We start from the raw sequence: 24,011 nt of genomic DNA, 5'->3' as shown, positions 1-24,011 counted from the left end.
TTTTTTTAAAGGAGATGTTCGGTATTTTATCTTTATTTTAAATATATTTGATGGACAAATGCGATTCCGTATTTTATTCTAAAAAAACAAACCTGAAAACCCCGAAATCATGCGAAATATAATTCCTCATTCTTTGTTTAGCGACCATGATATTTATCTTTTTAAAGAAGGAAATCATTATAAGTTGTATGAAAAATTTGGCGCTCATTCTATTAAAATTGATGGGGTCGAAGGCGTTTATTTCGCCATTTGGGCACCATTTGCTAAAGAGGTTTCTGTTATTGGTGATTTTAACGGATGGCATTCTGAAGCCCACAAATTACTGCCAAGATGGGACGAATCCGGAATTTGGGAAGGATTTATCGCAGGCTTAAAATGGGGAGATGTTTACAAATACGGAATCCGAACCAATAAAGGAGTTTTACTCGAAAAAGGAGATCCTTTTGCTTTAAGTTGGGAACAGAACCTACAGGCTGGTTCACTCGTTTCAACCACCTGGTTTGAATGGACGGATAAAAATTGGATGAAGGACCGTTCAAACAAGAATTCCATCAAAGCGCCAATGTCGGTTTACGAAATGCATCTGGGATCCTGGATGCGCGGCACAGATGATCCACACCGTTTCTTCAGTTATAGAGAAATTGCAGAACGGCTTGTTCCTTATATGAAGGAAATGGAGTTTACGCACGTAGAATTCATGCCCATTATGGAATATCCGTATGATCCAAGCTGGGGCTATCAGGTGACAGGATTTTTTGCTGCCACCTCCCGTTTTGGTTCGCCGCAGGATTTAATGTTTCTAATTAATGAATTGCACCGAAACGAAATCGGCGTTATTTTAGACTGGGTTCCTTCTCATTTTCCGGGTGACGCCAATGGACTGCATTTCTTCGACGGTACTTTTTTATATGAACATGAAGATCCCCGAAAAGGTTTTCATCCTGACTGGAAATCCTATATTTTCAATTATGGAAGACCGGAAGTGAAATCGTTTTTAATCAGTAATGCTATATTTTGGCTCGACCGTTATCATGCCGACGGACTTCGGGTAGATGCCGTAACCTCAATGCTGCACCTGGATTATTCCAGAAATGAAGGCGAATGGGAACCGAATATTGATGGTGGAAATGTGAATCTGGAAGCCAGGAAATTCTTACAGGATTTCAATAAAGCAGTCTATAAAGAATTTCCGGATGTGATAACGATAGCCGAAGAAAGTTCAGACTTTCCCATGCTCACAAAACCAGTACACGACGGCGGTATCGGTTTTGGTATGAAGTGGATGATGGGCTGGATGCACGATACTTTGAAATATTTTAAAGTAGATCCAATTGATAGAAAATACCACCATAATAAATTGACGTTTGGCTCTGTTTACGTTTATAATGAAAATTATATGATGCCGCTTTCTCATGACGAAGTCGTCCATGGGAAAGCCAGTTTAATTTATAAGATGCCGGGCGATGAATGGCAGAAATTCGCCAATCTTCGTGCTTTATATCTTTATATGTTTACCCATCCCGGCGCAAAACTGCTGTTTATGGGTAATGAATTCGCGCAAACCCGCGAGTGGAATTTTACCCAAAGTCTCGATTGGCATTTGCTCCAATTTCCTTTTCACAAAGGAATGCAGGAATTTGTAAAAAGATTGAATCATTTATACAGAAATGAAACCGCCCTGTACGAAAATAATTTTTCACCCCAGGGAATGGATTGGGTGGACGCGAATGATGCCGATAATTCCATTTACATTTATTTAAGGAAAGGAAAAAAAGAGGACGATGTTTTAATGGTGGTTTTAAATTTAACACCAAGAGTTCTTGATTATAAAATCGGTATTGATGAGGGGACGAGTTGGGAAGTGATTCTGAATTCGGATGACACGCAATTTGCGGGAAGTGGTGTGAAGGCAGAAGTGGAGGATGAAGAAGACGATGAATGGATGTACAGGCCCAATGCAATTGTCTTAAAATTACCACCGCTTGCCGGCGTTATTTTAAAACAGAAAAAATTACAGACAGCTGTGGTTGAAAAGGAGAAGAGTGTAAAAAACTGAGAAATAGTAGATGCCAAATAGAATACATGAACGTAAAATGAGAATATTTAACCTTTCTATCGAATGTTATCCTGTCGCCAAAGTTGGCGGACTTGCCGATGTGGTAGGAGCATTGCCTAAATATCTCAATAAAATCGATGGGGTGGAAGCCAGCGTAATTATGCCCTGGTACAATAAACCGTTCGTTCACGACCACAGTTTCGAGCTGGTTTTTGACGGTTGGATTCATCAGCACCGGCAAAGTTTTCAAGTTCAGGTCATGAAAGAACGTTCCAAAGTTTTAGGTTTTGATTTGTATTTGGTGAAAATTCCGGGTCTTTTGGACCGGGATAATCCTTACGGATACTGGGATGAAAGTCAGCAGTTTCTGGCTTTTCAACATGGAGTACTGCATTGGCTGACCGCCATGGAGATTCGCCCCGACGTTTTGCACTGCCATGATTATCATACCGGTCTGGTTCCTTTTATGGTAGAAAATTGTCCCGAGTTTAGTTTTCTAAAGGGCGTAAAAACAATCGGTACCATTCATAACGGCGAATATCAAGGGCAGATGAGTTGGGAAATGATTAATTATTTTCCCTGGTTTGATGGCGCGAAATGGGGTTTGCTGGATTGGGACGGCTACATCAATCCATTGGCTGCGATGATAAAATGTTGCCATTCTTTCAATGCTGTTTCTGGCGGTTATATGGATGAACTGTTTGAAAATTTCCGCGGTCTGGAAACTTTAGTCAGACAGGAATATGCAAAAGCAAACGGTATTATCAACGGCATAGATACCGAAATATGGGATCCTAAAGTCGATCCGTTCCTCGCTTTTAATTATGGAAAAAAAGATGCTGACTCCGGTAAGTGGAAAAATAAAAAAGAGATTTGCGAAGAATATGGTCTGAATCCCAATTTGCCGCTGTTCAGTTTCATCGGTAGATTTGCGGGCGAAAAAGGAGCCGATTTTTTACCGGAAATCGTCTGGAAAAGTATCCGGGAAACCTACGGCGCTTTGAATATCATTATTTTAGGTTCAGGTGATAAAAATATCGAAAATCAATTGTCGGAATTGTCTCATTCTTTTTCAAATTTCGCTCTGGATCTTGGGTACAAAGAATATTTATCCCATAAAATTTATGCTTCTTCCGATTTTTTATTAATGCCTTCCAGAGTGGAACCCTGCGGACTCAACCAAATGTACGCCATGCGGTACGGAACCGTTCCGATCGTCAGATATACCGGTGGTTTACGGGATACAGTAGAAGATATCTCAACAGGCGGAAGCGGACTCAATTTCGGTGAAGCAAGTGCAAATGCCGCTGTTCATGCAATCCATCGCGCTTTGCATATTTTTCATAAAGAGGGTTTGATGAAACAGTTGGTGCAATCGAATATGAATTTTGATTTCTCCTGGGAAAAATCTGCCGAGAAATACCTGGAGCTTTATGAAAAGTAACTGAATTTTTCAGCTTCGATCATAGTTCGCCATTAATCATCAACTAAAGCTGATATTCTTAAATTTATTCCGAAAATCAATGTGCTTTTTTCAAAAATCAAGGAGTTTTTTCCACTGATGACTTTTTAATTTTCGACATAATTGGCTCACAAATTTATAAAACCGTAAGTTTGCAGGCTGAAAAAAATTATGGAAAAGAAAAATATGTTAAAAGGGGTTTTGTATGTTGCGCTGGGAGCAAGTATTTTCGGCATGTTGGCCACGTTTGTTAAATTGTCTTATCAAGACGGATATACGACCTCCGAAGTTACCACGGCACAATTCGTTCTGGGATTGACAGGTTTATTTATTTTAAATCTGATACAGAAAAAAACTTCAAAAAAACCACTTGCCCAGCCAACGCCCAAAGAGATTAAAATGTTGATGCTGGCAGGAACATCTTTAGGCTGCACCAGTCTATTTTACTATATCTGCGTTCAGTATATCAATGTATCTATCGCAATCGTATTGTTGATGCAGTCGGTCTGGTTCAGCGTTGTTATAGAAAGTGTAATATCGAAAAAATTTCCTAATGCCAAAAAGGTGGTCGCAACTGTAATCGTTCTGATCGGAACATTCTTCGCAACCAATATGATTAATCTGGACGTTAAATTGGATTTGCACGGTGTTTTTTGGGGACTGATGGCGGCAGCGTCATTCAGCATGACGATGTTCACTTCCAATAAAATAGCAACCCATATTCCGGTGTTGAGGAAAAGTATGATTATGCTTTCCGGAGGCGCTGTCATTGTATTTCTGTTTCTCTTTTTTGCACAGATCGGTCCTCTGCATTTTGAGGTGTTGAAAACATTTTATTTGAATTTTATAGATAATACAGACCATATCAGGGCTTTTGATTTTTCGATATTCTATACTTACGGTTTCATTCTGGCTTTGTTCGGAACGATTATTCCGCCGACTTTGTTTAATCTCGGGTTTCCAAAAACAGGTTTAGGATTGGGAAGTATTGTTTCGTCTCTGGAGCTGCCGGTTTCCGTTACGATGGCATTTGTATTATTGGGTGAAAAAGTTATTTTAATCCAATGGATGGGGATTCTTTTAATACTTTTTGCGATCGTGTTGATGAATTTGCCTTCCAAAAAAAAGGAATTACAGCCCAATTATCTGAAAGTAGATCATTAATGTAAGGAATATCCGAAATCCGGAAGAACTTTAAAATCTGGGGACTTTCCATTAAGATTTTGCATGCTGATTAAAAAAGGATATGCATTTTAATTGATTAATGATTTCAATTAAATACTGAAAAATGATTTCAACTGTAAATTATATTTTTTTTGAAAAAGAGTCTCATTTCCTTTGTTAGTGGTACTGTTATTGCAAAGTAAATGTTTATTTAAAATAAACTATGCTTAGACTTTCTCAAAAAAAACTTTTCAATCTGATTCTTTTGACCTCGGTTATTTCATTTGCTTTACAATGTGAAAAGGGACAGGAAACTGCTTCCCGGGAAATCGAACTGAAAAAACTGGATTCCGCTGCAAAAGCAAAAAAGGATTCTTTAATTCAGGATTCTATTCAAAAGAATACCGTTGCTTACCGTGCCTTTATTTTTCCTGCAAAGAAAAAAGATTCAGCGATGGCGGCTTTTAATAAAGAGTTTTCAAAAGAAGATCAATATGTGATTTTAGCTTTAAACCGTCTTGATTTAAAAAATAAATGGCGTGCTGATACGCTTGCTGTTCCCGATAAAATAGATTCTACTTTGATGGCTTATTCGCCATTTCCGCATCAATTGGAAATTCTGAAAGACGTTCATAAAATAGTTTTCTTTTCTTACCCGATTCAGGCTTTTGCCGTTTATGAAAACGGAAATCTTCTAAAATGGGGACCTACAAGTATGGGTTCAAAAGCCGCCCAGACCAAACGGGGATTAACATTTGCGAACTGGAAAAAAGAACTGTCAATTTCTACTGTTTCCAGCGAATGGAAATTACCGTATAACTTTAATATTCACAATACTTTAGGAATTGGCTGGCATCAATACGATCTGCCCGGCTATCCGGCCTCGCATTCCTGTTTGAGATTGTTGAGGAACGATGCGAAGTTTTTGTACAATTGGGCAGATCAGTGGATTTTGAACAAAGGCGGAGCAACGGTAAGAGCAAACGGAACTCCCGTCATTGTTTTTGGGGATTACAAATGGGGCAAGAAAAAACCATGGAAAAATTTAATTCAGGATCCCAAAGCTGATGATATTTCGGTAGAAGATTTGACTGAAATTATAAAACCCAATCTTTCGAAAATTTTGGAGGAGCAAAAGAGAACCGATGAGGTTCGTGGCGGAATAACCGCTGCAAAAGCCGGAGAAAAAGTCGCTGCTTAATTTTTTTCAAAACTTCGGATTGATTCTTCTGCGAATTCCCGAAGTTTTTGCATTTGCTTTTTACCCTGCCATTTTCCGATTCGCGCTGCCGCAAAAGTTAAACCCAGGCAAACCACCATCGCTATTGAAAAACTGAAGGCCCACGGGAAATCATGACTTTTAATCTGTTTTTCTACCAGCCAGATGGTGATGGAAACCATCCACATGATTCCGAAAATAAAGTTGAGAAACATAAAAAAAGTCCACACGGCAGAAGTCGGCCCGAAAACACCGCGGATCACCGTTTTGTTTTCATCAGGATCGGTTTCTGTGCGAAGGGACAGACAAGGATTCCAGTAGTTATTTTGTTCAGTTCGAACGGTGATTATAGAAATTTCTTTATTTACGTTTCCTTGAAATTCGTCAGCATGTTCCTGCAGAAAGCGTTTCAAATAAGCCGTGTATTCTTCCCTGGAGATTTCGGTGATTATTTTAAATCTCGGTCTGGAGCGGATTTGGTCGAGGACAGTTTCTTCAATTTTCATTTTTGATAAGGGATTGGGTCTTCTAAAGTAATGGTAAAGTTGAGAACCTGATTGCCTCTTTCTATTTTCAGATCGATTTTTTTACCGTTTCCTTCTTTAAAATAATTATTAATTTTCTCCATAGTCATATTGTTCACGGGCTTTTTGTCGATGCTGATGAGTTGATCATTTTTACGGATTCCTGCCACGAAACAGGGTGAATCTTTACGGCATCCGGCTACAGAAAATTTTGGTTTCAGAACAAAATTATACTGAAATTTCTGTGTTTGATCTATAACTTCTATGCCGTCGGCAGCTTTTATATTTTTTTTTGTTTCAACTTCTACAAGATCTTTTTCCCAGGTCATACCGTTCTGCTGAATATCCAGACCACTGCTGTTGAATAAAAAAGGATCATTGTAATTTTTATTTCTTTTAAGCAAAATCCTTTGACCCTGATAATCGAAAATCACCGTAAAACGTCTTAAGATATCATTGCCAACCGAGCCTTTCCGACCGGGAACTAATTTTAAATTTTGAATCGAATATTCATCAGGCATCGCGGTAAGCGGTTCTGCAAAATTGAATTTCCCCAAATATAAATTGTGGATACGGCTTCTTTTCCCGAAAATATCACCATTGAAACCACGCCCCAGATAATCATCAATATTGGGACGGTTGTATTCGAAGTTTTCGATGAGTTTGGGGAAAAGCCAGATTGCATCGCTGTTTCCCAAATCGATCAGCATTTTTGACTGGACTTTCTTGTCGGTCATTTCAACATCGACCATAATATATGGTTTATTATTTTCGATGGTGATCGGGAATTCGGTAAATCTTTTCTGGCGTTTAATCAAGCTGTTTTCATCGTTGAAAACGGTAATTTTTTTTGAAGTAAAATTAATTTCAACCGGATGGTCTTTAAAAAACTGATAACCGATGATTCCATTGACCGGGATGCCTACATGCGATGAGAAATTAATGCCTTCATCTAAAATAATAAAAACGGTATGTTTAGCATCTTTGTAATCTTTCCCGATACTGACTGTGTTGTTTTCCGATTTCAAACCTTCAATATCCATACTTTCCCCTAAACCGGAAAATTTTATTTTTTCAACATCCTTAAAGTTGACTTCTTTTTTATCTAAACTAAAGAGGATCGTTTCATTTACTCCGGAATCCAGCAGAAAGGTTAAATCTACCCCATTAATATTGATTGGAATGAAAATTAAATTATTAATCAGTTTAAAAGGGATCACCGTTTTTTTTTGGTGAAGAATTTTGAATCCCTTTTGTGCAAAAGAAAATGTAAAAATGAAAATTAGGATTATTTGTAGAAGTTTCATCTAATGAAGATACAAATTTATTGTGAAAATGATAATTATTTTGAGGGTAAAAGTTTTTACTAAGAAATTATAATGCACTAAATTTGTTAGATGCTACACGAAGAAAAAAAGGAGAAATTCCATCAGTTGGTCGAGAATAAATTCCAAATTTATAACTCCCTCTTTATGAGTTTGCCGTACGATAAAATGTCTAATATCGGTATGCTGCTGCCTTTTCTTTATGAGGAAAGTAAAGCGGGATATGAAGCCGGAAAAAGTCCGGAAGAAATAGTGGAAGAGTTTTTCAGCAAACACACCGAACTGAAAACTGAAGAACAGAAAACCGAACTGCTTTTTAAAATCATTCAATATATTGAAAGACAAGTCGTCCTGTACGACAGTATTGAGGATGCAGCATTTCCGGAACTTCACTCTGACCGGGATGCAGGAACGGTTCTTCAGCTTCATGAGCGGGCGTTGCAGGAGCATCAGTTGGAAGCGACGCGGAAAAAGCTCAAAGATTTTGCGATAAAAGTAGTATTCACAGCACATCCGACCCAGTTTTATCCCAATGCTGTTCAGCGGATTTTACATGATTTGCGGACTGCAATTACCAATGATTCGGTGACTGCTATTGATATGCTTCTGCAGCAATTAGGGAAAACACCTTTTCTTAATCAACAAAAACCAAGTCCTTTAGATGAAGCTTTGAGTATTATTTTTTATCTGCGTTATGTGTATTATGACACGATCGGCGAATTGTATAAAAAATTAAAAAGCACCTTCAGCACCAGTAATTTTACACCTGATCAGGATGTGATTCAGATGGGATTTTGGCCCGGCGGCGATCGCGATGGAAATCCTTTCGTTACCGCAGAAATCACGAAACAGGTTGCCCGGGAACTTCGGCTTTCTATTTTGAAATCCTATTACGCGCATCTGAAAAAAGTGAGAAGGAGATTGAGTTTCCGAGGAGTTTCCGAAGTTTTAGATGGATTAAGTGATGATTTGTATGATGCTATTTTTAAAGAAGAAGCAGCGATTTCTGCCGGAGATATTTTATCGAAAATCGAAGAAGCTGAAAAAATTCTGATCGAACAGCATAACGGACTTTTCTATAATCTGTTGGAAGATTTCAAAGACCGCGTGAATATTTTCGGGACGCATTTTGCAACACTGGATATCCGGCAGGACAGCCGCGTTCATCAACAGGTAATCGACGAAATTATTGAAAAAAAATCCGGATTAAATCTTGACGAAATTTCTGTTGAAGAAAAACTCGACTGGATTTTGAATACAAACGTTAGTTTGGATCCCAATGATTTCGAAGGTATCACCAAAGACACTTTGCAAAATGTGTATCACATTAAAGACATTCAGAAAAAAAACGGACAGAGAGGAATGAATCGGTACATCATTTCTAATTCTGATCATATCAAGGATGTGCTGAATGTTTTTGCCTTATTCCGGTTTTGCGGTTACCGGGAAGAGGAAATCAATATGGATATAGTGCCGCTTTTTGAGACCATGGAAGGTTTGGATGCCGGTGAACAGGTGATGAAACAGTTATATGAACTTCCGGTGTATAAAAAACATCTGGAAAGACGTGGAAATGCACAAACCATCATGCTTGGTTTTTCTGATGGAACCAAAGACGGCGGTTATCTGAAAGCCAACTGGGAGATTTATGAAACCAAAGAACAGCTCACCAAAATTTCTGACCGGTACGGGATTAAAGTAATTTTCTTCGACGGCAGAGGCGGCCCGCCCGCGAGAGGTGGTGGAAAAACCCACGACTTTTACGCCTCTCAGGGGAAAACAATTGCTAATCATCAGATTGAGTTAACCGTTCAGGGACAGACAATCACCAGTGTTTTCGGAAATAAAGATCAGGCGAAATATAATTTTGAACAGTTGTTAACCGCCGGTATAGAAAACGATGTCTTTAAAAATGCCAAAAAAGATTTATCGGAAAAAGAGAGAACGCTTCTCGAAGAACTGGCAGAAATCAGTTATAAAAAATATTCGGATTTAAAAGCGCATCCACGGTTTGTTTCTTATCTGCAGGAAATGAGTACGCTGGAATATTATGGCAGAACGAATATTGGAAGCCGCCCTACGAAAAGAGGAGCGGGTGGTGAACTGAAATTTGAAGATCTTCGGGCGATTCCTTTTGTGGGTTCCTGGAGTCAGCTGAAACAAAATGTTCCCGGATTTTTCGGGTTTGGATTTGCGATGCAGGAATTAAAAAATCAAGGCCGGTTTGATGAAGTCAAGAGTTTGTATAAAGGTTCTGATTTCTTTAAAACATTGGTTTTGAATTCGATGATGAGCATGAATAAATCTTATTTCCCCTTAACCTCTTACATGAGGAAAAACGAAAAGTTCGGGGAATTCTGGACCATTCTTTTTGATGAATATAACCTGTCAAAATCTTTGATGCTCGAACTGACCGGTTTTCAGGAATTAATGGAAGAAGAGCCGCTTTCTCAAATGTCGGTAAAAATCCGGGAAAAAATTGTACTTCCGCTTTTGAGCATTCAGCAATATGCTTTAATTAAAATTCAGAAAGAAGAAGGCAACCGGGATGCTTATGAAAAACTCGTGATGCGGTCGCTTTTTGGGAATATCAATGCCAGCAGGAATTCGGCGTAAGGAAAAGACGGTCGGTTAGCAGCCAAATGATAAGAAGTAATATATTCTTAAATCTCAAAAAAATAAATTCATTAAATTTTAATGCTTTATTAAGAACGTGTAAAATTAATTTAAAAGAAGTGAGAACAGGTACAGAAAATAAAATATTCCAGCAGCGGATCGATATTCAAATTCAAGATTTGGGAAATATTTAATTTTTTTCGTAACAGAGATTTTTATTATCTTTATATTATTGTAACCTTTTATTACAAAAAAATATAAGTACAAAAACATAAAACAAAAAACGATGGCTTATCTGATTCTTCCAGTCCTGCTGACCGTAGTATTTATCGTATATGTGCTTTATCTCATTTTTATTAAAAAAGATAAAGAACAATTGAAGTCTGTATATTTTCCGGGTGTACTGTTTATTGTTATTTGGGCTGCTATTTATTATTTTTTGTTGAAATGAATCCTTGTACATAAAAAAACCTTTTAACAGAAGGTCTTTTTATGTATTATTTCTTAATAATTTTCTTGATATATTCGTTTGTTTCTGTCTGTACTTTCAGGAAGTACACTCCGCTGGCTAAATGCTCGACAGTATTCGTTTTCTCATTTTTCAATGTCTGAATTTTTCTGCCTAAAGTATCATAAAGCTCTACTGAAATAATTTTTTCCTCAGTTTTAATGGTAAAAGATTTAGCAACTGGATTTGGATAAATTTCCAGGTTTGATTTTCTTCCGTTTTCTACCACTGCTAAAGCTGCATTATTCCATGTTTTTCCAAAGTCCAAAATTCCATATCCTTTCTGAGCATCGCTGCCCGGATAAAGAGATGAATTTTGACGGAGAAGATTGCTTATTTCATCGACCTTTTTATTTGGCAACGCTTCTATCAGGCAGGCAACACCGCCCGCAGCTAATGGGGTGGCAAATGAAGTTCCGTTGCTTGTGGTGACAGAATTATTATAGCCCATGTACGTGGATGTTCCTCTTGCGCTGGCGTCCGGTTTTATTTGTCCTAAAGCATTCGGGCCAAAAGAAGAAAAAGAAGAACTTCCTCCTGTAGAAGTCACGGCTCCAATCGTAAATACTTTTTCATTATCTGCTGGAGTGATGATGTATTTCCAAGGTTTCTGGGCTTCGTTTCCGGCAGCGGCCAGAACAAAAATTCCTTTCTCGGTGGCGATTTTTGCTGTTCTTGCGATGAATGAAGTGGTTCCGTTCATATCCGAATACAATAAATTATAACGGGGATCATCGAAATCGTAGTAGCCCAGTGATGTGGTAATTAAATCCACTCCTTTCCGGTCCGCTTCTTCTGCCGCTTCAGTCCAGTAAAGCTGTTCTTCGGGAATTTCATTGTTAGCATCTTCAGTTGCATATAAATAGAAATCGGCATCCGGTGCAGTGCCTACAAAACTGTTTTCAACGTAGCCCGCAATCACTCCCAGACAGTAGGAACCGTGATTATTGAGTGAAGTATTATAAATGTCACTGCTTTTATTGACGAAGTTGTAGCCACCTTTAATCTGGCCGTTATCTCTCATTCTGGCATAAACGGAACCCGTATTTACGGTCGGGAATCCGGTGTCAATCACTGCAATCGTAACTCCAGTTCCCGTAAAACCTGCGATATGCAGCGGACGGAGATTCACCTGATTGATCTGTGATAAGCCTAATCCATAGTTAAAAGTGGTTTTTCCTAAAGAATTATTAAACTCATCGAATTTATTAACTTTTTTTGTTTGTGCTTTTCCGCCGTTCGGATGTTTGATAAATTGCTCTACCGAAAGCACATACGGTTCGGTTTGCAGGTCCGCAATCTGCGCGGCGGTTGCATTCACGGCCACACCGTTCATCCATTTGGAATAGTCTTTTACCGTAAAACCCAGATTTGCAATATTCTGAATATAGGTGGGCTCAATCGGAGCATCCTGGTCATTCAGCGCGATTCCGTATTTCGTTCTTCTGTCGAGCGATTTCTGAGTTAATTCGGTAAGCGGATTTGCATAAAAGGCCGCTTTATTCGGTTTGTCTTTAAAGAATACAAAAACAAGCTGCGTCTGCGCGTGCGTAAAAACAAAGAATAAAAGAATAAAAAAGGATATCAGTTTTCTCATTTTGTTTCATTGTTAAATTGAAACAAAAATAGAAAAATGCTGAATATTTTCAGCGTTTTCTTTGAATATATTTTAATAGTCTTATTTAATATCGGTTTTGTTTCCGTTTTTATTAATGTTGCATTTTCCGCCTCTTGATCCTGTGAGAACCTGATGTCCGTTATAAGTTCCTTCCATTTCCAGGGTTATACGGAGCAGAAGGTGCATCTTTTTTTTTTGTATTTTCTTTTTGTTTTGGTTGTTGGCGTGGTTGTGTCCAGAGTTTGTACAAAAAATCGGCGGTTCCGAATGCATTTAGTAAAGCAATATAAGGAACAATTTTGTTGTTTTCATGATCATTTTATTTACGTTAAAGATTAAAAATTTATCTCAAATTATTGAATAAGTATTTATTAATCAGAACATTAGCTGTTTTTGTAGTAAATTAAAAAACATTAAAGAGATTTAGTTTTTTAAAAAACTTAATTTTAGTAAATTTGAGCAAATATTTTTTATGAAAAAGATTCAGATGGTTGACCTGCAAAGTCAATATTATAAGATAAAATCAGATGTAGATAATGCAATTCTCAATGTTTTAAATACCGCAGCATTTATTAATGGACCTGAAGTGAAATCTTTCCAGTCCGAATTAGAAACTTATCTTGATGTAAAACACGTGATTCCGTGTGCGAACGGAACTGATGCTTTGCAGATCGCTTTGATGGCGCTTAATTTACAGGAAGGCGATGAGGTGATTACTGCGGATTTCACTTTTGCGGCGACCGTGGAAGTAATTCATCTGCTGAAGTTAAAAGCGGTTTTAGTCGATGTAGATTACGATACTTTCACCATGGATTCTGAAAAATTGAAAGCAGCAATTACATCCAAAACGAAAGCGGTTATTCCGGTTCATTTGTTTGGACAGTGTTCCAATATGGAAGAGATTTTAAAGATTGCAAAAGAACACCATCTTGCTGTAATAGAAGATAATGCACAGGCGATCGGTTCTGAGTTTACCTTTTCAGATGGAACGGTGAAGAAATCAGGAACCATGGGAATTATGGGGACAACTTCTTTCTTTCCTTCCAAAAACTTAGGTTGTTATGGCGACGGCGGCGCGATTTTCACCAATGATGATGAACTCGCACACAAACTCCGAGGAATCGTGAATCATGGAATGTACGAAAGATATTACCATGATGAAGTGGGTGTGAATTCCCGTTTGGACAGTATTCAGGCGACGGTTTTAAGAAAAAAACTCACTTTACTGGATAATTATAACGAGGCCCGCAGAAAGGCTGCTGATTATTATGACGAAGCTTTTGCCGGAAACGAAAATATTTTAACACCGAAAAGAGCAGAAAATTCTACCCACGTTTTTCACCAGTATACGTTAAGAATTCTGAACGGAAAAAGAAATGAACTGCAGCAATTTTTAGCAGAAAGAGAAGTTCCGGCAATGATTTACTATCCGGTAGCTTTAAGAAAACAAAAAGCCTATTTTCAGGAAAGTAATGATGCGGATTTTGTGAATACCGATCAACTGCTCGAGCAAGTGATTTCTTTGCCAATGCATACCGAACTGGAAGAAGAGCAGTTGAAATATATTACAGATGCGGTTTTGGAGTTTATGAAATAAATCCGGCTCAAATATTCATCGATAATCTTACACCCATCATCAAACATCCATCATCCATCATGACCATACTCGTAACAGGCGGACTAGGCTACATAGGTTCTCACACCGTTGTAGAACTTTTACAAAATAATTTTCAAGTCATTATTGTCGATGATTTGTCGAATTCAGAAAAGTTTATTCTCGATAATATTGAGAAGGTTGCCGGAAAAAGACCCGTTTTCTTTCCGTTCGACCTTAAAAGAAAAGAATTGCTTTCTCAGGTTTTCGATGCTTACGAAATTGATGGCTGTATTAATTTTGCTGCGTTTAAAGCAGTAGGAGAGAGCCAGGAAAAACCGCTGGATTATTATGAAAACAATCTGTTTTCTTTAATAAATATCCTTCAGGAATTTAAAAAAAGAAATATTTCCAACTTTATTTTCAGTTCTTCCTGTACAGTTTACGGACAGGCCGACGAACAGCCGATTGACGAGAATACGCCGCTCAAAATGCCGGAATCATCTTATGGAAAGACCAAACAAATGGGCGAGGAAATTCTGAAAGATTTCGCAACGGCTTACCAAAAAAAGGTTTCTCTGCTTCGGTATTTTAATCCGATCGGTTCTCATCCCTCTGCAATGTTAGGAGAATTGCCGATTGGTATTCCCAATAATTTAGTTCCTTATGTCACACAAACTGCGTCGGGAATTCGTGAGAAATTATCAATCTGGGGAAATGATTATGATACAGAAGACGGAACGGCGGTTCGGGATTATATTTATGTGGTCGATCTCGCAAAGGCGCACGTGAAAGCTTTGCAGAAATTAATGGCAGAAACTGAAGAAACCGTAATCGATATTTACAATTTAGGTACAGGAAAAGGATCTTCAGTTTTAGAAGTCGTGGAAGCTTTTGAAACAGCGAACGATGTGAAAGTTCCTTATCAGATTTGTGAAAGAAGAGCGGGTGATATTACGATTGCTTATGCCAACGCTGATAAAGCTGAAAGAGAACTCGGCTGGAAGGCTGATACTTCTTTAGAAGAAGCTTTAAGAACCACTTGGGAATGGCAGAATTATCTTGTGAGTAGGGAATTATAAAAAGCTCACTGATTTACCGGATTTTTCTGTTGTAAAATTTCATCCATCAGAAAAGTTCAGATCAAAAAAAATCCTGAAAAATTAATTTCAGGATTTTCTTTTTTTATGCTTTTTACACCGTACATTTTTACGTTGTACCGTTAAAATTTACATTGGTGGACCTTGGTCATCAGCACCCTGGCTGTTGGCATTGATGTCTTTTTTCTTTTTAGGTGCGTCAATTTTTTCACCTTGTTTGAACCGGTAAGTCAAAGAGATATTGAAGGTTCTCGGACTCCAGCGCATATAAGAATCTCTTTCGTATCCAGGACCCAAACTGGTGGTGTTTCTACCTCGGGTTCCTAAGATATCCTGAATGTTAAACGCGATTGTTCCATTGTTTTTCCAGATGGTTTTGTTGGCACCGAAATTTAAAACATACATGTCTTTACTTGTGCTGGAAGCGGTTTTTTCTCCACCCCGGTAGAAACCTTGCAGCTGCATGTTCAGTGTTTTGTCGATTTTGAAACTGTTGGTTAATCTGATTCTTGTAGAAAAACCTGAGCCATCAAAAGAAAGAGGAGTCTGCATTCTCGATGGGTCGAAATAGGAACCTTCTGATTTGTATCCGTAAAGATCAGCACTTGCCATAATTTTATACCAAGGGAAAAGATCGGCAGTTAAATTTAAATCTAAACCATAGTTCGCCTGATTGCCTACATTATAAGGACTTGTCACCAAAACATCAGAACCAATAGATTGACTTAGCAAAACAAATTTCACATCATCCGTTGTCTTTCTGTAATACAAAGTTGGATTGATGGTGAATTTTTTCTTCTGAACCGCATAACCCAATTCAAAAGAGTCTACGTATGACGGATTTAAGTCTTCATTACCACGGAATAAATTCTGGCGGTTTGCCAAAGATGTTGGGTAAGGAATCAAAAACCAGGAACGCGGTCTGTTGATTCTTCTGGAGTAATTTAAAAGCAACTGATCATTGCGGTCTCCTTCTAAATCGTAACTCAAAAATACGCTCGGGAAAAAGCCGGTATAATCTTTCTTTTTGTTAGACGTATTTCCGCTTAAACTTTGATATTCAATATTGATGTTTGAATTTTCCGCTCTTAAACCTAACTGGTAACCTAACTTATCAAATTTACTTTTGAACTGAGCATAACCAGCATTGATTGTTTCATCATAAACCGTGTTGCCACTATACGCATCTACAATCCCGTATTTTAAACTGAGATCGGTTTCGCTGTTCAGGAAATCGTAATCATTCGTATTTTTGTCAATTCTATAACCTGCTTCTAATTTTGATTTTTCACCAAGTGGCAATTCGTAATCCACTTTACCGATTACTGATTTATTAACCGTATTGTTATTTCCTAAAGTTCCGTATTCAAAAACCGACTGATTATATTCTTTAGAATCTTCGGTAGATTTATTATTACTATTCTGTAAACTTAAGGAAAGAGAAATGTTATGTCCCTTGTCATTAAATTTATGATCCAAGCCAACATCTCCCTGCAAAGAAAGATTCGAACTGTTTCCCAGAGCTGTGGTTTGCGAATAGCTGTTTAAAACTCTTGCCGCATCATAATTGATGTTATCAACTTTATTATCGCTGTTGCTAGAGAAATTACGAATCATTCCCGACAGATTGAATGACGTTTTTTCTGTTAAATCAACATTAAAACCTGCAGTCGCATTGTAATTATTGCTTTCGCTTTTGTTACGGGAATTCTGTTCAAAATATCTTGTCGTTGCCAGGGTAAGAGGGTCAAAGAACCGGGTGTCGCTATCGCTTTTACCTTCTCCTTTCCGGTAACCGCCGCCACCATTAAGGAACCAGGTCCAGTCGCCTTTTTTCCAGCTGAGGTTGGTATTTAAACTGGTCGTTGGTAAATAACCTAAACTTCCGACCACACTTCCGTTGAAGCCCATCCCTTTGGATTTCTTTAAAATGATATTTAAAATACCTGCAGTTCCGCTCGCTTCAAATTTTGAAGAAGGGTTGGTAATGACTTCAATTCTTTCGATTTGATCTGCCGGAATAGATTGCAGTGCATTCGCGCCGCTGTCGATTCCAAGTAAAGCAGATGGTTTTCCGTTGATAAGGAATTTTACGTTAGAGTTTCCGCGCATAGAAACGGTACCGTCGGTATCTACGCTTACGGAAGGAACGTTGGTTAAAACATCCTGTAAGTTTCCTCCTTTACTGATGATGTCTGTAGACGGGTCATATACTTTTTTGTCGAGTTCTACCCGGTAAGGTTTCGTAGAAGCTGCGGTAATAGTTACTCCTTCAATATCCTGGGTTTTCCCATTGGTTGAAGAGCTTTCAGATATAACGGTGAAATTTCCAAGATTACCGGCAGCAGAAATTTGCTTATTCAACATGCTTTTTTTAAAGTCAATTGCTTCGATGCTGATGTCGTAGTTTCCGGGAGACAGCTGAAGTTGATAAGCTCCTTTTTCATCGGTTAACGCTGCGTCACTGAAAAGTTTGTTGGCTTTGTTGCTGAAGGTTACCGAAGCGTAAGGAACGGCGTTGTTTTGTTGGTCAACAATTTTTCCGCTTACATTTACTTTCTGCTGTGCAAACGCCAAACTCGCTGCACCCAAAACGAACGACAGTCCTAATGTTCGTTTTTTGATAATTGATGAAATCTCAATTTTGTTCGTCATATTTTTAGTTTAAACTATACTGATTACTTTTTTTAACTAAAGTTAAATTAAATGTTTGTTTTATTTTTTAATTTTAAGAAATCCCAGACTTTTCATTTGGGATTTTGGTAAAGCCTTACTTTATTGAATGTTTTTAGAATTCAGCCAGTCCTGGTATTTTTTCGCATTCACGGCGTGCTCGGCTGCGCTTGCTGTAAATTTATGAAAGCCGAACCGGTCTGGATCTGCACACATATAAATAAAATCATTGTGCCCGGCATTTAAAACCGCATCCACGGAATTTTTATCGACCATACAAATCGGTCCAGGAGGGATTCCTGCCGAGAAATAAGTGTTATAAGGAGAGGGTTCCCGCAAATGTTTGTAGAAAACTCTTTTTAGTGTTTCGCCCTGAAAATTATTGGCTTTACTTACGGCGTAAATTACGGTAGGATCGCTCTGTAATTTCATGCCTTTGTGGTATCTGTTCAGGTACAAACCGGCCACGGTTTTCATTTCGTCCGGTTTGCCGCCGGTTTCTTTATACACTAAAGAAGCCAATGCGTAAATTTGATTACGGCTTAATCCTGATTTCTGTTCTTTCGCTTTTCTTTCGGCAGTCCAAAAACGGTTGTAATCTTTTTCGAATTTTTTAAAAAATTCTTCGGGTGTTACCGTCCAGAAAAAGTTATAGGAGTCGATGAAGAAATATTTTTTTAAATCTTCGGCATTATTAAATCCTTTTTGGACCGCAATTTTATTTAAATCATCTGCAAACCGTAAAGAATCGAGTTCTGTCTTTTTTGCGACTTTCCCGACCATTTGATAGACCGTATAAAAATCTCCGATCCGGAAGGTATTTTCGGTTTGGTTGCCGGCTTTAATCATATTGACCAAATCAGTGTTATTGGCGCCGGATTTTATCCGGTACCGCCCGGCCTGGAAAAAACGGTTCATGCCTTTGGTTTTGGCAACTTCTGCAAACTGTTCTTTGTTTTTCAAATAAGGGGCAATGGAATCTAAAATAGAGTTGAAATTGGCCGAATGAGGAATCAAAACATAGCCTTCTTTGCTTACATTATTTCCGTAAAATTTCTTATAATACTGAATACCGAAATAGCCAGCAATTAAGAAAATGATGAATATGATGACGGAAATTATTCCCTTGCTTTTTTTCATAAATCTGAAATGATCTATTTTATAAATTTATTTTTCCTTTGAAAACCTGTTTTGCGGGTCCTTCTAACCAAATGTTTTTGAAAGATGATCCAGCCTGCTCTGCATAAACTTTCAGGTTTCCACCCAATACTTTCACTTTTACGGAAGGTTTGTTTTTACCCTGCAGAAAAACAAGTGCCGCCGCTGTTGCTCCTGTTCCGCAGCTGAAGGTCTCGTCTTCGACACCTCTTTCATAGGTTCTTATGAAAATTTCGTCCTCAGAAATTTCTTCCACGAAGTTCACATTGATTCCTTCCTGACAATAAGACGCAGAATTTCTGATTTTGTTACCATTTTCGAAAACTTTATAATTCTTTAACTTTTCAACAAACGTTACAAAATGCGGAGAACCCGTATTCAACTCGAAATTTCCGTCGATATTTTTTATGGCATCCACGTCGATCATTTTAAGTTTAATGATGCCGCTGTTGATTTCGGCTTCATGTAAACCGTCAATGGCGCTGAAGGTGGTGAAATCCTCAAAAACATCCAGAAAATGAGCAAAAGCAACAAGACATCTTCCGCCATTTCCGCACATCGTGCTTTCGTTTCCGTCGGAATTATAATAGACCATTTTGAAATCGGCTTTTTCATCATTTTCCAACAAAATCAGTCCGTCGCCACCGATGCCAAATCGGCGGTCGCAGAGCTTTTCGATGATTTCTTTCTCTTTAGGAAACTGTAAATCGCGATTGTCGATCATTACGAAATCGTTGCCTGTTCCCTGATATTTATAAAATTCAATGGTATTTTGCATAAAATTAAAAGTTTTTTTAGCCTCCTGTTTTTGGGACATCAAAGATACTCAAAACTTTATCATTGAACCGGGAACGTCATCGTTAAAATCAGTTGCTGTGATTGGACTGGTGGTGCTTTTTCCATTCGGTGTATCCGATAACGGCCATGGCAGTAAATACCAAATATTGAATGGAAGTGATTCCCAAACCTTTGTAAATCATCATCGGAATGCAAATAAGATCACCGACAATCCAGAAGATCCAGTTTTCAATTTTGCGTTTTGCCATTAACCACATTCCGACCAGGAAAATCGCGGTTGTGAAAATGTCCAGCCAGTTTGCCCAGTCCAGATGATATAATCCCAACTGTACATTTTCCATTGAAAAATGATTGTCAATGTACGGTTTGTAATAATATACGGTGGTGACCAAAATCAAACTGACGAAAAATAAAATTCCGGAAAAAATCCATTCTTTTTTATGCGCCCATGAAACGGCAACGTGCACGTGGTCTTCGGAACTTTTTGCCCATAAAATCCAGCCGTAAACGCTCATTACGGTATAGTAGAAATTAATCATCGTATCGCCGAGCAGTCCGAAATTGAAAAGAATGTAAACGTAAAGTGCGGTAGAAATTATCCCCGTAGGGTACACCCAAATGTTTTTTTTAATGGAAAAATACACACTCAAAACCCCGAAAATGGTGGCGATCGCTTCGAGCACAATTTGAAAGGTGTCGTATGATTCATAAGGCTGCAGGAAGAGATCGTGGAAATTCATGAGTTCAAAGATAATAATTTCGCTGAAAGCGGTTTTGCTTTTATGGTGAATTTATCAGGTACTGCATTTATTAACGATGATATTTTGAGCCCGTCTATCAAAAAAAACAATAATTTTATGCTGCTGAATCTTTTTTTAATTTAAAATAGGGCAAAACCCTCACTTCATCGGAAACCGACCTTCTAAAAAACAAATATGAGGGATTAAAAGTTGTCTGATGTGCCTATAAATAAAAAAAGGATTTCAATAAAAAAGACGGTTAATCAAAAATTCATTGAAGATCTTTATTTCAAAAACATCACTGTTAACAGCAAATACGGAGTGATAAGAAAAAACGCGTCCAATTTGGTGTTTGAAAATGTGAAAATCAATGGCATCAGTGATTATAAAGTAGCCGGTGGATTAATGAAGGCCGTGGTGAAAAAATAGGAGGGTTATTTTTCCTGCCCCGGAACTGCCTCCGAAGTTGGGTCCGGTCATTATCTGCCAACTTCAGTAGAGAAAAGAACAATCCATAAAATATTGCTGAAAAAAATTCTATCTTTGAACCAACAGTAGATAGAGTGCCATTTAAGATTAAAAATGGCTTGTAACCAACCCTGCTGAACATCAAGTAAAAGCATTTAATATTTAATCCCAAAACCATTACTAATGAAGACCAGATTATCATTTCTCCTCATTCTTATTTCCTTTTTTGCATTTGCTCAAACCGAAGAAAAAAAACTCGATGAACTCATTCAGAATACGTTAAAAACTTTCGATGTTCCTGGAATTTCCGTAGGGATTATTAAAGATGGGAAAGTGATTTATTCAAAAGGTTTTGGTGTAAGATCTTTAACAACGAATCAACGAATGACCGATGAAACTCTGGTCGGAATCGCTTCCAACTCCAAAGGTTTTACCGCAACCGCTCTGGCAATGTTGGCAGATGAAGGTAAATTAAACTTTGACGATAAAGTTTCTAAATATATTCCCGAATTTCAAATGAATGATGCGTATGTTTCACAGGAAGTTACCATCAAAGATTTGATTACCCACCGGGCCGGTCTTGGTCTGGGACAGGGGGATCTGATGTTTTTCCCGGAAGGCGGCAGTTTGACTGTAAATGATATCATCCACAATGTAAGATATCTCAAACCGGATCATTCATTCCGTACCACTTTGGAATATAATAATGTAATGTTCATCGTGGCAGGAGAGGTTATTCACAGAGTTTCCGGACTTTCCTGGGCGGAATTTATTGAACAGAGAATTTTAAAACCTGTCGGCATGTCTTCCAGCTACGGAAGTTACAACCGCGCAAAGGCAGCCCGTGTTCCGAATATTATCGATGCCCACGCACCGGTAGATGGCAAAGTTGTTGCCGTCCCTCACGACTGGAATGAAACCGGAAATGCTGCCGGCGGAATTATCAGCAATATTAAAGATATGTCTGTCTGGGCAGAATTCCTGATGAATGGTTTTACGACCAAAGAAGGGAAAAAATTGGTCTCTGATAAACAGATTCAGCAGCTTTGGAATTTACAGATTTCTACGCCGGTTGCTTTGAAAAATCCTTACGATTCTAATTTCGCGGGGTACGGATTAGGATGGTTCATCACCGATGTGAAAGGGCATAAGCAGGTTTACCACACCGGCGGATTAATTGGAACGGTAACTCAGTTTACCTTAATTCCGGATATGAAACTCGGAATTATCGTATTGACCAACCAGCAAAGTGGCGCAGCTTTCAGCACGATTACCAACACCATAAAAGATTCTTATTTGGGAATGCCTGAAAAAGACTGGCTCAAAACTTATGGCGACAGAATGGCCAAAGTAAATGCAGATTACGATAAAGGAAAGAAAGAAATATTCGCGAAATCTGAGGCGTTTAGAAAAGATAAAAACGCACAGATTAAAGCGGATCAAATCGTTGGAACCTACATTGATCCATGGTTTGGTGAGGTGACAATAGCTAATGAAGGCAAGACTTTCCGTATTTACTGTAAGAATTCTCCGAGACTGAAAGGGGAACTGTTGCCTTATTCTTCCAATGTAATGATTGCAAAATGGGATGACAGAAGTTACGATGCCGATGCTTTCGTTAATTTTAATTTAAATGAAAATGGAAAAGCGCAGGGTATGAAGCTAAAGCCGATTTCAGATGTGACCGATTTCAGTTTCGATTTTGAAGATCTTGATCTGCAGAAAGTGAAATAAGTCTTTATTTTTATCAATCCTCACCGATAAATGATAAAAACAAAGTTCAATTTTCATTAATCCAAGGTAGGGCAGAAGTGAGGATGTAAAAACAAAAACTACCTGCCCCACCTTCCGGATAATAAGCCTTAGGACGTTCTTTTCCATTCTTCCACTGATTGGTGGTTCTCGTAAAATACCGTCATCATCAGCCGACCGGTCACCTTCTGCACTATGGCTATGGGTGGGCAGATGGCCGCACGAAAAGATTCGTTCGGGAGAAAGGGGATTCAGTTAAATCTACAGAAATATTACCGTTTTGGAAAAAGTAAAACTGCTCCTACACAACTTTAAAAAAGATTATTTTTTAGGATTTTGAGAACTAATGTCGCAGACTACTTTGTGCAACGGTTTAGCCGCGGAGCCTGGCGGTTTATTGAAGATGGAGTTAAAAAGGCCTGTCTTTTTTAGTTTTAAGGTCATCCAGGAACAGAATTATAATTAAAACTCCTGACATCATGCAGCCTATCAACGTCATAATGACATCATGAATATCGAAAGGATATAAAATTGTCCGTACCGTTTCCCAAACAGTGAAACCAATAAAAGTGAACAGAACCGAAAAAATAATACTGTTGTAAAGACTGTATTTTCCATAGTACATCTTTAGAATTCTATGAAAAGCAAATAGTATTGCAACAAATGCGGCAGCCCCAAATAAACTGGGTAATGTACCTAAGAGAAATTCATTGGCAGATGATAATTCAATATTTTTGGGACGCAGGAAGTACTGAATATAAACTACCCATGAGATAAGAATTAATTCCCATACTGTAAGTACGACATACCGTTTTTTATCCTGTTTGTCTGATTTGTTAATTTCTTCACTAAAGTTGATATTTTTTACCTCTTCAATTAAATTTTTCATTGATGTATTGCAATGGATCGTTGTAGCTATTTCTTCTTTTCAAGTGGCCTTGGTAGTACGGAAAAGTACCAGCAAATTCACGAGCCGCCGCTCCCCAGTCAAAGATTCAGCGAATGTAAGTCCGGTAAAATTTAACTGAAACCTACCGAAGCGGCCTATGGAAAAAAAATTCAGTTCAGACCAAACGGAGCCCCATGTTTTTTCAATGGAGCTAAGATAATTAAAAATGTGGAAATGGAATATCGGAAATTCTCCGACTTCTTTAAAGAAAATATAAATGAGTGCTGCATTTGCTTAAAAAAGAAATTTTCTTTTTCGCGACGCTAAAGGGTGGAAGATTTCTTAAA

At 38.1% G+C, this 24,011-nt stretch carries 18 protein-coding genes; 9 read left to right on the top strand and 9 right to left on the bottom strand.

The genetic code is table 11. From position 1 onward, the window contains the following. The first annotated feature begins 109 nt into the window (after window positions 1–109). From glgB to QF004_RS08225, 4 genes are all read left to right on the top strand, one after another. Window positions 110–2,056, top strand: a complete 1,947-nt coding sequence (glgB, locus tag QF004_RS08240; protein WP_307424919.1) for a 1,4-alpha-glucan branching protein GlgB — start codon at window positions 110–112, stop codon at window positions 2,054–2,056. A 37-nt stretch (window positions 2,057–2,093) separates the two neighbouring features. Further along, window positions 2,094–3,500 (top strand): glycogen synthase, encoded by a 1,407-nt coding sequence (locus QF004_RS08235; protein WP_307424916.1) that lies wholly within the window; start codon window positions 2,094–2,096, stop codon window positions 3,498–3,500. 189 nt (window positions 3,501–3,689) lie between these two features. Continuing rightward, window positions 3,690–4,682, top strand: a complete 993-nt coding sequence (locus QF004_RS08230) for a DMT family transporter (protein WP_307424913.1) — start codon at window positions 3,690–3,692, stop codon at window positions 4,680–4,682. A 223-nt stretch (window positions 4,683–4,905) separates the two neighbouring features. After that, complete coding sequence (locus QF004_RS08225) at window positions 4,906–5,883, top strand: L,D-transpeptidase (protein WP_133440122.1); 978 nt, start codon at window positions 4,906–4,908, stop codon at window positions 5,881–5,883. On the opposite strand, the gene QF004_RS08220 is transcribed toward QF004_RS08225, so the two are convergent. Together QF004_RS08220 and QF004_RS08215 are read right to left on the bottom strand one after the other, a co-directional pair. Further along, window positions 5,880–6,407 carry a hypothetical protein gene (locus QF004_RS08220; protein ID WP_307424908.1) on the bottom strand — a complete coding sequence of 176 codons (528 nt, stop codon included), beginning with the start codon at window positions 6,405–6,407 and terminating at the stop codon, window positions 5,880–5,882. The genes QF004_RS08225 and QF004_RS08220 overlap by 4 nt on opposite strands. Further along, complete coding sequence (locus tag QF004_RS08215; protein ID WP_307424905.1) at window positions 6,404–7,645, bottom strand: aspartyl protease family protein; 1,242 nt, start codon at window positions 7,643–7,645, stop codon at window positions 6,404–6,406. Before QF004_RS08215 ends, QF004_RS08220 begins: the two co-directional genes overlap by 4 nt. Before the next feature lie 177 nt (window positions 7,646–7,822). Between QF004_RS08215 and QF004_RS08210 the strand changes: the two genes are divergently transcribed. Continuing rightward, window positions 7,823–10,366: a phosphoenolpyruvate carboxylase gene (locus tag QF004_RS08210; protein ID WP_307424902.1), complete on the top strand. Its 2,544-nt coding sequence runs from the start codon at window positions 7,823–7,825 to the stop codon at window positions 10,364–10,366. Between the two features lie 497 nt (window positions 10,367–10,863). Here QF004_RS08210 and QF004_RS08205 read toward each other — a convergent pair whose 3' ends face one another. Beyond that, window positions 10,864–12,471: a S8 family peptidase gene (locus tag QF004_RS08205; RefSeq protein ID WP_307424899.1), complete on the bottom strand. Its 1,608-nt coding sequence runs from the start codon at window positions 12,469–12,471 to the stop codon at window positions 10,864–10,866. 81 nt (window positions 12,472–12,552) lie between these two features. Then, the gene (locus QF004_RS08200; RefSeq protein ID WP_307424896.1) at window positions 12,553–12,678 is read right to left on the bottom strand and encodes a hypothetical protein; all 126 of its coding nucleotides are present in this window, start codon (window positions 12,676–12,678) and stop codon (window positions 12,553–12,555) included. Window positions 12,679–12,964: 286 nt separating this feature from the next. Here QF004_RS08200 and QF004_RS08195 point away from each other — a divergent pair, with 286 nt between their 5' ends. Together QF004_RS08195 and galE are read left to right on the top strand one after the other, a co-directional pair. Further along, on the top strand, window positions 12,965–14,089 hold the full coding sequence (locus tag QF004_RS08195; RefSeq protein ID WP_282905087.1) for a DegT/DnrJ/EryC1/StrS aminotransferase family protein: 1,125 nt from the start codon (window positions 12,965–12,967) through the stop codon (window positions 14,087–14,089). Window positions 14,090–14,148: 59 nt separating this feature from the next. Further along, window positions 14,149–15,168: a UDP-glucose 4-epimerase GalE gene (galE, locus tag QF004_RS08190; RefSeq protein ID WP_307424893.1), complete on the top strand. Its 1,020-nt coding sequence runs from the start codon at window positions 14,149–14,151 to the stop codon at window positions 15,166–15,168. A gap of 147 nt (window positions 15,169–15,315) precedes the next feature. Here galE and QF004_RS08185 read toward each other — a convergent pair whose 3' ends face one another. The 4 genes from QF004_RS08185 to pnuC form a co-directional block, all read right to left on the bottom strand. Continuing rightward, window positions 15,316–17,841: a TonB-dependent receptor domain-containing protein gene (locus QF004_RS08185; protein ID WP_307424890.1), complete on the bottom strand. Its 2,526-nt coding sequence runs from the start codon at window positions 17,839–17,841 to the stop codon at window positions 15,316–15,318. A gap of 120 nt (window positions 17,842–17,961) precedes the next feature. Next, the gene (gene mltG, locus QF004_RS08180; protein ID WP_307424887.1) at window positions 17,962–18,999 is read right to left on the bottom strand and encodes an endolytic transglycosylase MltG; all 1,038 of its coding nucleotides are present in this window, start codon (window positions 18,997–18,999) and stop codon (window positions 17,962–17,964) included. Window positions 19,000–19,018: 19 nt separating this feature from the next. After that, entirely contained in the window at window positions 19,019–19,795 is a 777-nt protein-coding gene (gene dapF / locus QF004_RS08175) for a diaminopimelate epimerase (protein ID WP_133440131.1), read from the bottom strand. Between the two features lie 88 nt (window positions 19,796–19,883). Beyond that, entirely contained in the window at window positions 19,884–20,555 is a 672-nt protein-coding gene (gene pnuC / locus QF004_RS08170) for a nicotinamide riboside transporter PnuC (RefSeq protein WP_133440132.1), read from the bottom strand. A gap of 219 nt (window positions 20,556–20,774) precedes the next feature. Here pnuC and QF004_RS08165 point away from each other — a divergent pair, with 219 nt between their 5' ends. Then, window positions 20,775–20,984 carry a hypothetical protein gene (locus QF004_RS08165; protein WP_282905092.1) on the top strand — a complete coding sequence of 70 codons (210 nt, stop codon included), beginning with the start codon at window positions 20,775–20,777 and terminating at the stop codon, window positions 20,982–20,984. A gap of 222 nt (window positions 20,985–21,206) precedes the next feature. Further along, complete coding sequence (locus QF004_RS08160) at window positions 21,207–22,757, top strand: serine hydrolase (RefSeq protein ID WP_133440134.1); 1,551 nt, start codon at window positions 21,207–21,209, stop codon at window positions 22,755–22,757. 427 nt (window positions 22,758–23,184) lie between these two features. Here QF004_RS08160 and QF004_RS08155 read toward each other — a convergent pair whose 3' ends face one another. Next, complete coding sequence (locus QF004_RS08155; RefSeq protein WP_133440135.1) at window positions 23,185–23,664, bottom strand: hypothetical protein; 480 nt, start codon at window positions 23,662–23,664, stop codon at window positions 23,185–23,187. Window positions 23,665–24,011: the final 347 nt, after the last annotated feature.

This window comes from Chryseobacterium sp. MDT2-18 (genome assembly GCF_030815285.1).
Taxonomy (GTDB): domain Bacteria; phylum Bacteroidota; class Bacteroidia; order Flavobacteriales; family Weeksellaceae; genus Kaistella; species Kaistella salivictor.
The sequence above is the reverse complement of the archived record's forward strand: the minus strand, read 5'-3'. Positions and strand labels throughout refer to the sequence as shown.